Origin of the sequence: Streptomyces sp. NPDC051987 (assembly GCF_040680735.1) — a bacterium.
Lineage (GTDB): Bacteria > Actinomycetota > Actinomycetes > Streptomycetales > Streptomycetaceae > Streptomyces.
On record NZ_JBFAXI010000023.1, the window covers coordinates 93,177 to 107,559 of the forward strand.

11 protein-coding genes and 1 pseudogene are annotated in these 14,383 nt (G+C 73.1%); 4 read left to right on the plus strand and 8 right to left on the minus strand.

Annotated features, from left to right (window positions below; translation table 11 throughout):
* Window positions 1-113: 113 nt before the first annotated feature.
* Entirely contained in the window at window positions 114-917 is an 804-nt protein-coding gene (gene lipB / locus AB0M11_RS15400; RefSeq protein WP_365705413.1) for a lipoyl(octanoyl) transferase LipB, read from the minus strand.
* A gap of 255 nt (window positions 918-1,172) precedes the next feature.
* Here lipB and AB0M11_RS15405 point away from each other — a divergent pair, with 255 nt between their 5' ends.
* Window positions 1,173-2,651, plus strand: a complete 1,479-nt coding sequence (locus AB0M11_RS15405; RefSeq protein WP_365705415.1) for a regulator — start codon at window positions 1,173-1,175, stop codon at window positions 2,649-2,651.
* A gap of 260 nt (window positions 2,652-2,911) precedes the next feature.
* Here the strand turns inward: AB0M11_RS15405 and AB0M11_RS15410 are convergent, their stop codons facing one another.
* Together AB0M11_RS15410 and AB0M11_RS15415 are read right to left on the minus strand one after the other, a co-directional pair.
* Complete coding sequence (locus AB0M11_RS15410) at window positions 2,912-4,273, minus strand: NAD(P)/FAD-dependent oxidoreductase (protein WP_365705418.1); 1,362 nt, start codon at window positions 4,271-4,273, stop codon at window positions 2,912-2,914.
* 160 nt (window positions 4,274-4,433) lie between these two features.
* Window positions 4,434-5,327, minus strand: a complete 894-nt coding sequence (locus AB0M11_RS15415; RefSeq protein ID WP_365705420.1) for a TIGR01777 family oxidoreductase — start codon at window positions 5,325-5,327, stop codon at window positions 4,434-4,436.
* Window positions 5,328-5,399: 72 nt separating this feature from the next.
* Here AB0M11_RS15415 and AB0M11_RS15420 point away from each other — a divergent pair, with 72 nt between their 5' ends.
* Window positions 5,400-5,888, plus strand: coding sequence for a GNAT family N-acetyltransferase (locus AB0M11_RS15420; protein ID WP_365705422.1), 489 nt, complete (start codon window positions 5,400-5,402; stop codon window positions 5,886-5,888).
* Window positions 5,889-5,891: 3 nt separating this feature from the next.
* Here AB0M11_RS15420 and AB0M11_RS15425 read toward each other — a convergent pair whose 3' ends face one another.
* Entirely contained in the window at window positions 5,892-7,076 is a 1,185-nt protein-coding gene (locus AB0M11_RS15425) for a MarP family serine protease (protein ID WP_365705424.1), read from the minus strand.
* Between the two features lie 190 nt (window positions 7,077-7,266).
* Here AB0M11_RS15425 and AB0M11_RS15430 point away from each other — a divergent pair, with 190 nt between their 5' ends.
* Window positions 7,267-8,088 (plus strand): peptidoglycan recognition protein, encoded by an 822-nt coding sequence (locus AB0M11_RS15430; protein WP_365705426.1) that lies wholly within the window; start codon window positions 7,267-7,269, stop codon window positions 8,086-8,088.
* A 102-nt stretch (window positions 8,089-8,190) separates the two neighbouring features.
* Entirely contained in the window at window positions 8,191-8,451 is a 261-nt protein-coding gene (locus AB0M11_RS15435; protein WP_365705428.1) for a hypothetical protein, read from the plus strand.
* A gap of 28 nt (window positions 8,452-8,479) precedes the next feature.
* On the opposite strand, the gene AB0M11_RS15440 is transcribed toward AB0M11_RS15435, so the two are convergent.
* From AB0M11_RS15440 to sucB, 4 genes and pseudogenes are all read right to left on the minus strand, one after another.
* Window positions 8,480-8,998 (minus strand): DUF4240 domain-containing protein, encoded by a 519-nt coding sequence (locus AB0M11_RS15440; RefSeq protein WP_365705440.1) that lies wholly within the window; start codon window positions 8,996-8,998, stop codon window positions 8,480-8,482.
* A 237-nt stretch (window positions 8,999-9,235) separates the two neighbouring features.
* Window positions 9,236-11,938 (minus strand): pyruvate dehydrogenase (acetyl-transferring), homodimeric type, encoded by a 2,703-nt coding sequence (gene aceE, locus AB0M11_RS15445; protein WP_365705430.1) that lies wholly within the window; start codon window positions 11,936-11,938, stop codon window positions 9,236-9,238.
* Window positions 11,939-12,551: 613 nt separating this feature from the next.
* On the minus strand, window positions 12,552-13,175 hold the full coding sequence (locus tag AB0M11_RS15450) for a GntR family transcriptional regulator (protein ID WP_294009503.1): 624 nt from the start codon (window positions 13,173-13,175) through the stop codon (window positions 12,552-12,554).
* Between the two features lie 156 nt (window positions 13,176-13,331).
* Window positions 13,332-14,339, minus strand: a pseudogene (gene sucB / locus AB0M11_RS15455) (2-oxoglutarate dehydrogenase, E2 component, dihydrolipoamide succinyltransferase); the annotation flags it as partial.
* Window positions 14,340-14,383: the final 44 nt, after the last annotated feature.

The window sequence follows — 14,383 nt, forward strand, 5'->3', positions numbered from 1 at the left end:
CGATTGATTCTTCGGCGACCTTCAGGGTACGCCCGTTGATTTGAATGCCCGGCGTTGGTGCCGACCCCTCCCCGTGTGGGGCCTCCTTGTCCTCAAGTGCCGGGCGGGCCGGTTTATGCCGCCGGTGTCTTCTCGATCAGCCGCGGCCTGAGATCCGCGTTCTCCAGGACGTCCTTCAGGTGCCGTTCCACCACCGGCAGCACCTCCTCGACCGTCACGTCCCGGCCGAGTTCGCCGGCGAGGGAGGCGACGCCGGCGTCGCGGATGCCGCACGGGATGATCTTGTCGAACCACTTGTTGTCCGGGTTCACGTTGAACGAGAAGCCGTGCATGGTGACGCCCTTGGCGACCCGGATGCCGATCGCGGCGATCTTGCGGTCCTCGCGGCGCTGGCCGGCGTTGGAAGGGGCGTACTCCGGGCCGTTGAGGCGGGGGTCGAACTCGTCGTCCGTCAGGCGGGGGTCGAAGTCCAGGGAGAGCCCTCCGAGGGCCTGCGGCCGCTGCTCGACCGGGTCGCCGAGCACCCACACGCCGCTGCGCCCCTCGACCCGGGTGGTCTCCAGGCCGAACTCGGCGCAGACCCGGATCAGCGCCTCCTCCAGGCGGCGCACGTGCGCGACCACGTCCACCGGGCGCGGGAGCTTCTGGATCGGGTAGCCCACGAGCTGGCCCGGACCGTGCCAGGTGATCTTGCCGCCGCGGTCCACGTCGATGACCGGGGTGCCGTCGAGCGGCCGCTCGTTGTCCGCGGTGCGGCGGCCCGCCGTGTACACCGGGGGGTGTTCGAGCAGCAGGACCGTGTCGGGCACCTCGTCGGCGAACCGCGCCGCGTGCACCCGGCGCTGCTCGTCCCAGGCCTCCTGGTACTCGACGGCATCCGCGCCGAACCCCATGCGGACGAACCGCAACTCACTCACGGCAAGCGCCTCCCTCGGCGATCAGGCGATCAGTGCGTCAGGCACGTAACGCGCCCAAGCAACTGTACGTCCGTCCGTCGCGCGTCAGCCCCTGAGCTAATCCTCACACGATCGGATGAATGAACGTCGAGATGTGCGACCGACTGCTCACTCTCCGCTACATTCGCGCCGTCCATGAGCGCCAAAAGGGCTGCTCACCGGCAATCCGGGCACAAGCGACCGAGCTGACCCAGAAGGCAGGAGACCGCACCCCAGATGACCGACCGACCCGCGCAGCGCACCCCCAACCGCCAGCTCGCCGCGCTCATCGCAGAAGCGGGGTTCTCCAACGCGGGTCTGGCCCGTCGCGTCGACCAGCTCGGACTCGAACACGGGCTGGACCTCAGATACGACAAGACGTCGGTCACCCGGTGGCTGCGCGGGCAGCAGCCGCGGGGCACCACGCCCGCCCTGATCGCCGAGGTCTTCACCCGACGCCTCGGCCGCCGGCTCACCGCGCAGGACCTGGGCCTCGACGCATGCGCCCCGGTCTACGCCGGGCTGGAGTTCGCCGCCACCCCGGAGGAGGCGGTCGACATCGTCAGCGGGCTGTGGCGCAAGGACTCCGGCAGCCACGCCGAGCTCCGCAAGATCGCGTTCACCCCGGCCGGGCTGGTGGTGCCCAGCCGGGACTGGCTGATCGGCCGCGCCGACGACAGGGTGGCCCGCGGCGAGCCCGCGGCACCCGCGGTCGCGGCGGTCCGGGTGCCGGCGCAGCTGCGTCCCGCCGCGCCCAAGGCGGTGCCCCTGGCACCGGTGCGGCCGCGCGGGCAGGCCGAGCGCGGGCCCGGCCAGCGGGTGACCGGCGGCGACATCGCCGCGCTCCGCTCGGTCGGCGAACTGTTCCGGTCCCTCGACGACCAGTACGGCGGGGGGCACGCGCGGCAGGCCCTCGTCCGCTACCTGGAGCACGAGTGCGAGCCGATGCTGCGCGGCACGTACGGCGAGCAGACCGGCCGCAGGCTGTTCGGCGCGGCGGCCGACCTGACCCGGCTCGCGGGCTGGACGTCGTACGACATCGCCGCGCACGGCCTCGCCCAGCGCTACTTCGTCCAGTCGCTGCGGCTCGCCCAGGCGGCGGGGGACCGGGCCTACGGCTCCTACGTCCTCGTCACCATGAGCCGCCAGGCGGTCTACCTCGGCCACGGCCGGGAAGCCGTGCAACTGGCCAGGGTCGCCCAGCAGGGGGTGGGCACGAGCGCCCCACCGGTCGTCCAGGCCCTGCTGCACGCGGCCGAGGCCCGCGCGCACGGGGTCCTCGGCGAGGTGCGCGCGTGCACGGGCGCCCTGGTCCGTGCCGAACGCGCCCTGGAGACCGCCCGCCCCGGTGACGACGTCCCCCACTGGGCGCGGTTCTTCGACGAGGCGCAGCTGGCGGACGAGTTCGGCCACTGCCACCGGGACCTCCAGCAGTTCCGCGCGTCCGCGCAGCACGCCGAGCGCTCGCTCCAGCTCCGTGCGCCGTCCTACGCCCGCAGCCGCCTCTTCTGCCGCGTCGTCCTCGCCACGGCCCGCCTGGGCCTCGGCGAACTGGACCAGGCGTGCGCGCTGGGCGTGGAGGCGGCGGGGGCGGCGGCCGAGATGCGCTCGGTCCGCGCGACCGAGTACGTACGGGACTTCGAACGCCGGCTGGAGCCGTACAAGGACGCGGCGCCGGTGAAGGGGTACCGGGAGAAGGTCGCCGCCCTGACCTGACGGTCCGCTGCGGCTGCACCTTCCTTTCCGCCGCAATGGCGATCGGCCGCGACGGCGCTGTTCGGCGGTGCCGAGCCGGCCGTCGCCGGGCGCCGTTGCCGGTGCCGGTCGTCGGCCGGGTGTCGCGCCGTCGTGGCTGGTCGCGCAGTTCCCCGCGCCCCTTGCGGGGGCGCTGTGCGGCGCCCCCGTTTTTCCGCCGCGGCGCTGTGTCGCGTCGTCGTGGCTGGTCGCGCAGTTCCCCGCGGCCCTGCGGGGGCGCGTCATGCGGCTCGGCGTTGTGTGGGCTCTGCGGTGTTCAAGGAGGGGGATGCGCCGAGGTCGGTCAGGATGGCGGCGGTTGCTCGGTGGGCTGAATGGAGGGCCCCCTGGACTGTGCTGGTGTCCCGGTGGTCGCCGCAGACGTAGAGGCCGGCGAGGAGGCGGACGGGGCGGCGGAGGTCGTGCGGGGGGCGCATGGCGGGGATGGCCTCGGGGGTGTGGTGGACCGCGAGGGTCTCCCAGCGGCGCGTCGACGTGCCGTAGAGGCGCGAGAGGTGCATGCGGACGGCCGTGTCGATGTCCGCCGGGGGTGTACCGAGGACGGTCGAGGAGATCAGGGCGCGGCCCTGCGGGGCCCGGCTCGGGTCGACGTTGCTGACGACGGAGGTGTGGGAGACGGGGCCGCCCCGGTCGGCGTCCAGGAGGAGGGAGGTTCCGGTGGTGAGCGTCGACGGCTCGTCCGTCGTGTGGTGGACCACCGTCACCTGGTGGAAGTCCGGGACGCGGAGGCCGGGGAGGAGTTCGGCGGCGGCCCGCGCGTCCGTGGCGAGCAGCACGGCCCGGCAGCGGATCTGGCCGTGTTCGGCCGTCGTCACCGAGGTGGTGGAGACCGAGGTGACCCGTACGCCGGTGTGGACCGTGCCGGGCGGGAGGGCACGGGCCAGGAGGTCCGGGAGGACCTCGGCGCCGCCCTCCGGCACGCACAGCCGCCCGCTCGCGAAGGACCGCAAGGCGAGGTCCGCACACCGGCTGGACGTCGTGAGCTCGGGGTCGCACAGGAGGGCCGCGAGGAGCGGGCGCAGGAAGCCGTCGATCGTACGGGCCGGCACCCCGCGCTCCGCGAGCGCGTGCGCGGCGGGGAGTTCCGGGCGGGCGAGGATGCGTTCGACCGGGGTCGTGGCGATGCGGCCCAGCGCGGCGCCCAGGCGGGCCTGGTCGACCGCGCCGCCCATCGGCGCGGTGGACCGGGGCGGTGCCACCGGCGAGCCGCCGCCCCTGGGGGCGCTTGCCAGGGCGCGCACGGCATACAGTGCGCCCCTCGCGCTACCGCCGCCCGCCGGAGCGCCGGCCCTGTGCCTGCGCCCGTCGCGATGCAGCAGCACGCCGGGCGCGTACCTGCGCAGGACCAGGGCGTCCAGTCCCGGGGCCAGGCGCAGCTCCGGGTAGGACGTGGACAGGAGCTGGCCGATCCGGTCGAGCCGGAACCCGTCGACCTTCTCGGTCGACATCCGGCCGCCGGTGTAAGGGGCGGCCTCCAGGACCGCGGTCGTTACTCCTGCGCTGTTCAGCCGATGAGCCGCGGAGAGTCCGGCGATACCGGCTCCCACGATGACGACGTCCGCCTGGTACGCGGGCTCATGCACGAGGCCCCTCCTCGATTGCGCGTCCGGTGGAGACGTGATGCCCCCAACCCGCTGCGGGGATACCCGAGTTCGGGTCGAGGTTAGGGCGGTGATCGGTCCAGGACAGTCGCGCATGAACAGGGCACGGTCGCACGCCGGTCGCATACGGTCACAGGGGCCGTCAGGCCGCTCGGATCGCGTCCTCGATGCCCGGGAACGCGAAGGTGAACCCTGACTCCAGCAGGCGCTTCGGCACCACGCGTTGACTGCCGAGCACGTCCCCGGCCATCTCGCCGAGCGCCGCCCGGAGCACCGGGGAAGGCACCGGGAAGAGGGCCGGGCGGCGCAGCACCCGGGCCATCGCCGCAGTGATCTCGTTGTTGGTCAGCGGGTCGGGAGCGGTGAGATTGAACGGACCCGACAGACCCTCAGTCTCCATCAGGAACCTGAGCGCGGCCACCTCGTCGTGCAGCGCGATGAACGACCAGTACTGGCGGCCGTCGCCCAGCCGGCCGCCCAGTCCGGCCCTGAAGAGGGGGAACAGCCGGCCCCAGGCCCCGCCGTCCCGGGACACCACCAGGCCCGTGCGCGCGAACACCGTCCGCACGCCGGCCTCCCGCGCCGGGGCCGCCGCCGCCTCCCACTCCACGCACAGCGACGGCAGGAACCCGTCCCCGGGCGGCGCGTCCTCGTCCACGACGCGGTCGCCGGTGTCGCCGTAGATGCCCACCGCGCTGCCGCTCACGAACACCCGCGGCGGGTCCGGCAGCGCCGCCACGGCCTCGGCGAGCGCGGCCGTGCCGAGCACCCGGCTGTCCCGGATCTCCCGCTTGTAGGCGGGCGTCCAGCGCCGGTCGCCGATCCCGGCCCCGGCCAGGTTCACCACCACGTCGCAGCCGGCCAGCCCGGCGGTGTCCACGTACTGTCCCGACGGGTCCCAGCAGACCTCCCCGGCGCCGTGGGCCGCGCGCCGCACCAGGCGCACCACCTCGTGCCCGCCCGCCCGGAGGGACCGCACCAGGGCGCTGCCGATCAGGCCGGACGCGCCGGCCACCGCGATACGAGATCGTTCCATGCGTCCCAGCATGCCCCGTGCGCGGCGGAAAACCCGGTGGGCCCCGGTGTGCGGCCGTCCTAGGGTGACCGCATGCCAGAGCCGTACATACGCACCGCCCTGCCCGACGACGACGAGGAGCTCTCCGCCCTCGACCGCGCCACCTGGTCGCCGCGGCACGCGGTCCTGCCGCGTCCGCAGCCGCCGTACGACTCCTTCTTCGGCGAGCGCCACGCCCCCGAGGACACCCTGGTCGCCGAGCTCGACCGGCGCATCGTCGGCTATGTCCGGCTCGGCCTCGCCTACCGGCTCGCCTCCAACGCGCACGTCCGGCAGGTCCAGGGCCTCGCGGTAGCCGAGGAGGCCCGCGGCCGGGGCGTGGCGCGGGCCTTGCTGCGGGCGGCGATGGAGGAGGCCCGCCGCCGCGGCGCCCGCCGGATCCGGCTCGGCGTCCTCGGACACAACACCCCGGCGCGGCGGCTCTACGAGTCGGAGGGCTTCGCCGTCGAGGGCGTGCTGCCGGAAGAGTTCTTCCTGGACGGCGAGTACGTCGACGACGTGATCATGGGCCGGCCGCTGTGACGGTCAGGAACTGATCAGCTCGCCGGTGTCCACCGGCGTGGTGGCGCGCGCGCCGCGCGTGGCGTCCGGGGCCACCTCGTCGGCGGTCAGCACGTACCCCGTCTCGTCGTCCGACGTGGAGCGGGCGAACACCACGCCGTACACCCTGCCCCCCGTGGTCAGCAGCGGGCCGCCGGAGTTGCCGGGGCGGACCGTGGAGCGGATCGAGTAGATATCCCGGGTCACCGTGGCGTCGCCGTAGATGTTCTGGCCGGTGGCGGGCACCTTGTTCGCCACGGTGGCCGCCTGCAGGTTCAGGTCGCCGTCCTGCGGATAACCGGCCACCACCGCGGAGTTCCCGCGCGCCGCCGTGGTGTCGAACCGCAGCACCGGCGCCCGCAGGTGCGGCACGTACAGCACCGCCACGTCCCGGTCCGGGTCGAAGAGGACGACCTCCGCGTCGTACGACGGCCCGACCCCGCCGATCCGCACGCTCGGGTTGTCGATGCCGGCCACCACGTGGGCGTTGGTCATCACGTGCTCCGGCGCGAACACGAACCCGCTGCCCTCGCGGCCCTGGTTCCCGGAGGAACCCTCGATCTTGACCGTGCTGCGCTTGGCCGCGTCGGTGGCGGCCGCCGTGACGTTGTCCCCGGACGGCTTGGCCACCCGGGCCGTCGTCTCGTTCTCGAAGGGGTTGAAGACCTGCGGGAAACCCGCCTCGGTCAGCGCCGAGGTGGCCCGCGAGAACCAGGCAGGCGTGGTGTCCGGCATGGTGTCCTGCACCGCCCCGAGCAGTGTGGAGTCGCGGATCGCCGTCGTCACCGCGGGCGACGAGGAGGCACCCAGCACGCTCGCCGCCACCCAGGCCACGATCAGCACCGCCACCGAGTTGGCGGCCGCCCCGCCTATCCCGTCGGCCACCCGGAGCGGCCCCTGGTCCAGCTCCCGGCGCAGCCGCAGGGCCAGCCGCCCCGCCAGCTCGTGCCCCACCACCGCCGGCACCAGCACCGTCAGCACCGCGACCACCGTCGCCGTCGCCGTCGCGCGCGTGACCAGCTCCATCACCCACGGCAGCACCCACACGCCGATCACCGCGCCGCCCACGAACCCGGCCAGCGAGACGCAACCGGCCACCAGCCCGCGCCGGTAACCCGACGCCGCGTAGACGAGGACCACCAGTACGAGCACCAGGTCGAGCAGGTCCACGGAGCCGCCTTTCTCTCGGTGCCCTTAATACGGTCGGGACAGGTCCGGTGATCAGTTCGCCCGCGCGGCACCCTCGGGAACCGGCCACGCACACCTGTACCCCCTGAAACGCCCCGGACCAGGACGATGGTTCCACCAGGTGGCAGAGCACACATCGCGGGCGCGGCCGGCCGGTCCGAGAGTGGGAGCCATGCGTGTCTTCCCACGAGCGGGGCGGCGCACCAGGACCACCGCCCTGACGCTGCTCGGCTGCCTCCCGGGCCTCGCCGCCGTCCTCGCCCTGCTGCTGTGCGCCCAGGGCGCCGACCGTCCCGTCGCGATCCACCTCTCCGCGCCCGAGCCCGTCGGCCCCGTCCCCCGCCACCAGGCTCCCCGGCCACCCATCGTGCCGCGCTCGGCCTGGCTGACCGACACCGTCCGCCGCACCCAGCCGCCGCCCCGCTACGACGACAAGGTCGTCGCCGTCTTCGTCCACCACACCGACTCGCCCAACGGCTACTCCTGCGCCCAGGCGCCCGAGATCATCCGCCGCCTGTACACCGGCCAGACCGGCGACCGCGCCTGGGACGACATCGGCTACAACTTCCTCGTCGACCGGTGCGGCACCGTCTACGAGGGCCGCGCGGGCGGTGCCGACCGGGCCGTCACCGGCGCGCACACCCAGGGCTTCAACCACCGCACCGCCGGTATCGCCGCCCTCGGCACCTTCACCGCCGGGGTCCCCGTGCCGCGCGCCATGACCGACGCGATCGCCGCCGTCGCCGCCTGGAAACTCGGCCTGGCCGGCATCGACCCGCGCGGCAGCGCCCGACTGGTCTCCAGCAACGACCGCAGCCGCTACCGGGAGGGCGCGGTCGTCGCCCTCCCGGCGGTGGCCGGCCACCAGGACGGCTACATGACCAACTGCCCCGGAGCCGCCCTCATCGCCCGTCTCCCCGAGATCAGGACGGCCGCCGCCCGGCTCCAGGGCAGGCTCCCGGCGCTCCCGAAGGCGGTCACCCGATCTCCGTAGCGGGGGGAGGATGTCAAAGGAACGCCACAGGCGGCACGCAGGCCCTTCAGATCCCCGCGTCCTACGGTCAGGGACATCAGCAGCCGACCGGAGGTGGGGACCATGAAGAGCAGCCGTACCGAATCCCGTGCCGAAGCCCGTGCCGAGGCCCGCGCACAGGCCGCCGCGAAGGCCGGCCGGGCCAGGTCGTCCCGGGGGCCCTGGGCCGTGGTCTGCGCGGTCGTGACGGTCGTCCTCGGCCCGGCCGCGGTCACCGCGTCCGCCCTCGACCAGGCCAACGCGGCACCGATGCACCATGCGGTCAAGGCCGAGCAGACCCAGGCCTACCTCCCGTCCGACACCGCCCGCCGCCGCACCGCCTGACCTCCGTCGTCGGCGGCTGTCGGGGCGGCTACTCCTTGAAGCGGTCCCACAGTCTGGGGAACCGCTCGGCCAGCACCCGCGCGTTCTCGAAGTCGACCGGGGTGCCCTCCGGTTCGGACGGCGCGGGGGCGATCCCCAGGTCGGGCGCCACGGTCCCGGTGAGCTGCTCGTAGGCCTCGTCGGCCGCGTACCCGAGCTCCTCGCCGTCGCCGTCGACCTCCTCGTCGAAGTCGTCCAGCAGGTCCGCCAGCGCGTCCGGGTCGTGCAGGGCGCCCTCGAAGACCTCCCGGCCCTGGCCGATGAGCCAGCACCGGAAGAAGTCGAACGCGTCGTCGCTTGCCCCGTCCAGCAGCACCCAGGCCGCGCCCCACAGGTCCCAGCGGTAGGCGCGGTTGTAGCGGGCCTCGAAGTGACGGGCGAAGTCCAGGACCAGGTCCGGCTCCAGCTGGAGCAGCCGGTTCACCAGCAGGTCGGCCTGCTCCTCCGGGTCTCCCTCGGCGGCCTCGCGGGTGGCGTCGACCAGCTCCCAGAACTCCGTCTCGTCCATCACGGGTCCAGCATCGTGCCTGGGCGGCGGGGGCGCACGCGGAGTGGTGCGGATTGTTATCCGGCGTCCCCCCAGGAGTCCGGCGGCGGCGCCGGTGGCAGCGCCGACGGGGCGTCGGCAGGGTGTCGGCAGGGCGTCGGCGGCGCGTGCGGACACGCCGAACGGCCCCGGCGGAGGGGTCCGCCGGGGCCTTCGGGCGCGTTCAGGTGCGCCGGGCGCGCGCTGGGGCGTGCGGGCTCACAGCCCGTACTTCTCGCGCGCTTCCTTCACCGCGGTCGCCTTGACCTCGCCGCGCCGGGCCAGCTGCGCCAGTGCCGCCACGACGATCGACTCGGCGTCGACGCCGAAGTGACGGCGGGCCGCGTCACGGGTGTCGGAGAGACCGAAGCCGTCCGCGCCGAGGGAGGACCAGTCCTGCTCGACCCACTGCGCGATCTGGTCGGGGACCTGGCGCATGTAGTCGGAGACCGCGAGGACCGGACCGTCGGCGCCCTGGAGGGCCTGGCGGACGTACGGGACGCGCTCCTCGCCGCGCAGCAGGGCGGCGTCCGCCTCCATCGCGTCGCGGCGCAGCTCCGTCCAGGACGTCGCGGACCACACGTCGGCCGCCACGCCCCACTCCTCGGCGAGCAGCTGCTGCGCCTTCAGCGCCCAGTGGATCGCCGTACCGGAACCGAGCAGCTGGATGCGCGGGGCGTTGGCCGGGACGGTCACGCCCGCCGACTCCGCCGTGTTGAAGCGGTACAGGCCCTTGACGATGCCCTCGTCGACGCCGAGCCCGGCCGGCTTGGCGGGCTGCGGGAGCGGCTCGTTGTAGACGGTCAGGTAGTAGAAGACGTTCGGGTCCTCGCCCGGCGCCGACTCGCCGTACATCCGGCGCAGGCCGTCCTTGACGATCGTCGCGATCTCGTAGGCGAACGCCGGGTCGTACGACAGGGCGGCCGGGTTGGTCGCGGCGATCACCGGGGAGTGGCCGTCGGCGTGCTGGAGGCCCTCACCGGTCAGGGTGGTACGGCCGGCCGTCGCGCCGACCAGGAAGCCGCGGCCGAGCTGGTCGCCGAGCTGCCACATCTGGTCGGCCGTGCGCTGCCAGCCGAACATCGAGTAGAAGATGTAGAACGGGATCATCGCCTCGCCGTGCGTCGCGTACGCGGTGGACGCGGCGATGAAGTCGGCCATCGAACCGGCCTCGGTGATCCCCTCGTTGAGGATCTGGCCGTTCGTGGCCTCCTTGTAGTACATCAGCTGGTCACGGTCGACCGGCTCGTACGTCTGGCCCTTGGGGGAGTAGATGCCCAGCGAGGGGAACAGGCTCTCCATGCCGAAGGTGCGCGCCTCGTCCGGGACGATCGGCACCCAGCGCCTGCCCGTCTCCTTGTCCCGGACCAGGTCCTTGACGAGACGGACGAAGGCCATCGTCGTCGCCACGTTCTGCGAGCCGGAGCCCTTGTCGAAGGAGGCGAAGGCCTTGTCGGCGGGGGCGGGCAGCGGGGCCAGGGCGTGCGTACGGCGCGCCGGGGCCGGGCCGCCGAGGGCCGCGCGGCGCTCCTGGAGGTAACGGACCTCGGGGGAGTCGGCGCCGGGGTGGCCGTAGGGCACGACGCCGTCGGCGAAGGCGCTGTCCGCGATCGGCAGCTCCAGCAGGTCGCGCATCGTCTTGAACTCGTCCACCGTCAGCTTCTTCATCTGGTGGTTGGCGTTCTTCGACGCGAAGCCCTCGCCGAGGGTGTGGCCCTTGACCGTCTGGGCCAGGATCACGGTCGGCGCGCCCTTGAACTCGACGGCGGCCTTGTACGCGGCGTACACCTTGCGCGCCTCGTGACCGCCGCGCGAGAGGTGGAAGCACTCCAGGATCTTGTCGTCGCTCAGCAGCTTCGCCATCTCCGCGAGCGCGGGGTCCTTGCCGAAGAAGTCGGCGCGGATGTAGGCGGCGTCGCGGGTCTGGTACGTCTGGACCTGCGCGTCCGGTACCTCGCGCAGCCGTCGGACCAGAGCGCCGGTGGTGTCGAGCTGGAACAGCTCGTCCCAGGCCGTGCCCCACAGGGTCTTGATCACGTTCCAGCCGGCGCCGCGGAACTGGGCCTCCAGCTCCTGCACGATCTTGAAGTTGGCGCGCACCGGGCCGTCGAGACGCTGCAGGTTGCAGTTGATGACGAAGGTGAGATTGTCGAGACCCTCGCGGGAGGCGAGTGCGAGCGCCGCCGTCGACTCCGGCTCGTCCATCTCGCCGTCGCCGAGGAACGCCCAGACGTGGGACTGCGAGACGTCCTTGATGCCGCGCGCGGTCAGGTAGCGGTTGAAGCGGGCCTGGTAGATGGCCGAGAGCGGGCCGAGGCCCATGCTCACCGTCGGGAACTCCCACAGCCAGGGCAGGCGGCGGGGGTGCGGGTACGACGGGAGGCCGTTGCCGCCGGCCTCCTGGCGGAAGTTGTCGAGGTGCGCCTCGGTCAGGCGGCCGTCCAGGAAGGCGCGGGCGTAGATGCCGGGGGAGGCGTGGCCCTGGATGTAGAGCTGGTCACCGCTGCCGTCTCCCTCCTTGCCCTGGAAGAAGTGGTTGAAGCCGGTCTCGTAGAGCCAGGCGGCGGAGGCGAAGGTGGCGATGTGGCCGCCGACGCCGTGCTTGCTGCCCCGGGTGACCATCGCGGCCGCGTTCCAGCGGTTCCATGCGGTGATCCTCCGCTCCATCTCCTCGTCACCCGGGACGGGCGTCTCGGCGGCGGTGGGGATGGTGTTGAGGTAGTCCGTCTCCAGCAGCTTCGGCAGCGCGACGCCGCCCGCCTCGGCGCGCTCCAGGGTGCGCCGCATCAGGTACGCGGCGCGGTGCGGCCCGGCCTCCCTGGCCACGGCGTCCAGAGAGGCCTGCCATTCGGCGGTCTCCTCCGGATCCCGGTCCGGAAGCTGGTCGAGCGCGCTCGGCTGGATGGCCTGGGGGTCGGTCATGTCGCCGCCTTCCTCAGTCGAAGGGGGTTCCCTCATCGGTAAGGGGTTGGGGGTGCCCTTGGTCTTTGGCAGGACAGGGCGGAGGGCCCGGGTGCGGGCCCGTCGGCGACTCTAACTCCCTGATCGATGATCGATCAAAGGGTTGCGGTGCAAAACCTCTCGATTCCGTGAAAGTCGGCACGGGGTGCCTTCGGCGATGGCACCGGGTGACGAGATCCAGCTGGCGTTTGCGCAGGTGAGGCGGTGTTTGAGCGGGGGTGCGCTCTTGTGTGGGGGCGCCGTTCGGGGGCGGGCGTGGTCGTGTCGGGTGCCGCGCCGTCGTGGCTGCTCGCGCCGTTCCTCGCGCCCCTGAAGGGGCGTTGCCCGCTCGCCCTTCTTTCCGTCGCGACCGAGCAGCTGCCGGTGCCGGTTCTTTCTTTTTCCGCCGCGACGGCGATCGGCTGGGACGGCGGCCCTCGGCGGTGCCGAGCCGGGTGGTGCCACTCGCCCTTGCGGGTGGGGGTGCTCGGGCGGGTGCCGCGCCGTCGTGGCTGGTCGCGCCCGCGCGGCGGCAGCCGCATGTCAGGCACAGGCCCGCGCCCCTGAGGGGCGCTGCTCGGCCGGCCCCCTGGGGTCACGGGCGCGGGGCGCAGCCCAGGACGTGGGATTTCACGATGTCGGCGATGCGGGGGTCGCGGCGTTGGAAGGCGGCGACCAGTTCCTCGTGTTCCTCGGCGTAGGACTGCTGCACCGTGCCCAGCCAGCGGATCGACAGTGCCGTGAAGACCTCGATGCCCAGGCCCTCCCAGGTGTGCAGCAGCACCGAGTTCCCGGCCGCCCGGACCAGCTCGCGGTGGAAGCCGACCGTGTGCCGGACCTGACCCGTGCCGTCGGCGTTCCGGTCGGCGTCGTAGAGCGCGGCCACGTGCGGCTCCAGAGCCGAGCAGTCCTCCGCCAGCCTCTCCGCCGCCAGCTCCGCCGCGATCGCCTCCAGGCCGGCCCGCACCGGGTAGCTCTCCTCCAGGTCGGCCGCCGTCAGGTTCCGCACCCGTACGCCCTTGTTCGGCGCGGACTCGATGAGCCGAAGGGACTCCAGCTCGCGCAGCGCCTCCCGCACGGGCGTCTGGCTGACCTCCAGCTCCGTCGCGATCCGTCGCTCCACGATCCGCTCGCCCGGCTTCCAGCGCCCGCTGACGATTCCCTCCACGATGTGCTCGCGGATCTGTTCGCGCAGCGAGTGGACGACGGGCGCGGTCATGGGAGCTCCTTAAGGGCGTTTGACGTTTAGACAATAAGGCCGGACCGCCGTTCGGGAGAGGCGCACGGGGGCGCTTTCGCGCAGGTGAGACGAGACTTACACGACGGTGCCCCGCCCGGAGGAACTCCGGGCGGGGCACCGTGGAACCCGTGCGGATCAGAGGCCGAGCTCGACCTCGAACTCGCCCGCCTCCAGGATCGCCTTGACCGCCGTCAGGTAACGGGCCGCGTCGGCGCCGTCCACCAGGCGGTGGTCGTAGGACAGGGTGAGGTACGTCATGTCGCGGACGCCGATGACCGTGCCCTCCTCCGTCTCGATGACGGCCGGACGCTTGACCGTGGCACCGATGCCGAGGATCGCGACCTGGTTCGGCGGCACGATGATCGTGTCGAAGAGCGCGCCGCGCGAGCCGGTGTTGGAGATGGTGAAGGTCGCACCGGACAGCTCGTCCGGGGTGATCTTGTTGGCGCGGACCTTGCCGGCCAGGTCGGCCGTGGCCTTGGCGATCCCGGCGATGTTGAGGTCGCCGGCGCCCTTGATGACCGGGGTCATCAGGCCCTTCTCCGAGTCCACCGCGATACCGATGTTCTCGGTGTCGAAGTAGGTGATGGTGCCGTCCGCCTCGTTGATCCGGGAGTTGATGACCGGGTGGGCCTTCAGCGCCTGGGCGGCGGCCTTGACGAAGAACGGCATCGGGGAGAGCTTGACGCCCTCGCGGGCCGCGAACGAGTCCTTGGCCTGGGCGCGCAGGCGCATCAGGCGGGTCACGTCGACCTCGACGACCGAGGAGAGCTGGGCCTGCTCGTGCAGCGCCTTGACCATGTTGTCGCCGATGACCTTGCGGATGCGGGTCATCTTGACGGTCTGGCCGCGGAGCGGGGAGGCCTCCAGCGCCGGGGCCTTCCGGGCCGCGGCGGGGGCCGGGGCGGCGGCGGCCGCGGGGGCCGGTGCGGCGGCGGCCTTCGCGGCCTCCGCGGCGGCGAGCACGTCCTGCTTGCGGATCCGGCCGCCGACGCCGGTGCCCTTGACGGCGCCCAGGTCGACGCCGTTCTCGGCGGCGAGCTTGCGGACCAGCGGGGTGACGTAGGCACCCTCGTCGACCGGAGCCGCGGGGGCGGGCGCCGGAGCGGCGCGGCCCGGGGCCGCGCGCTGTCCGGGCTCCGGCCCCGGATCTGCCTAGCGTGCACGTGACCGATCGGCCCAGCCTT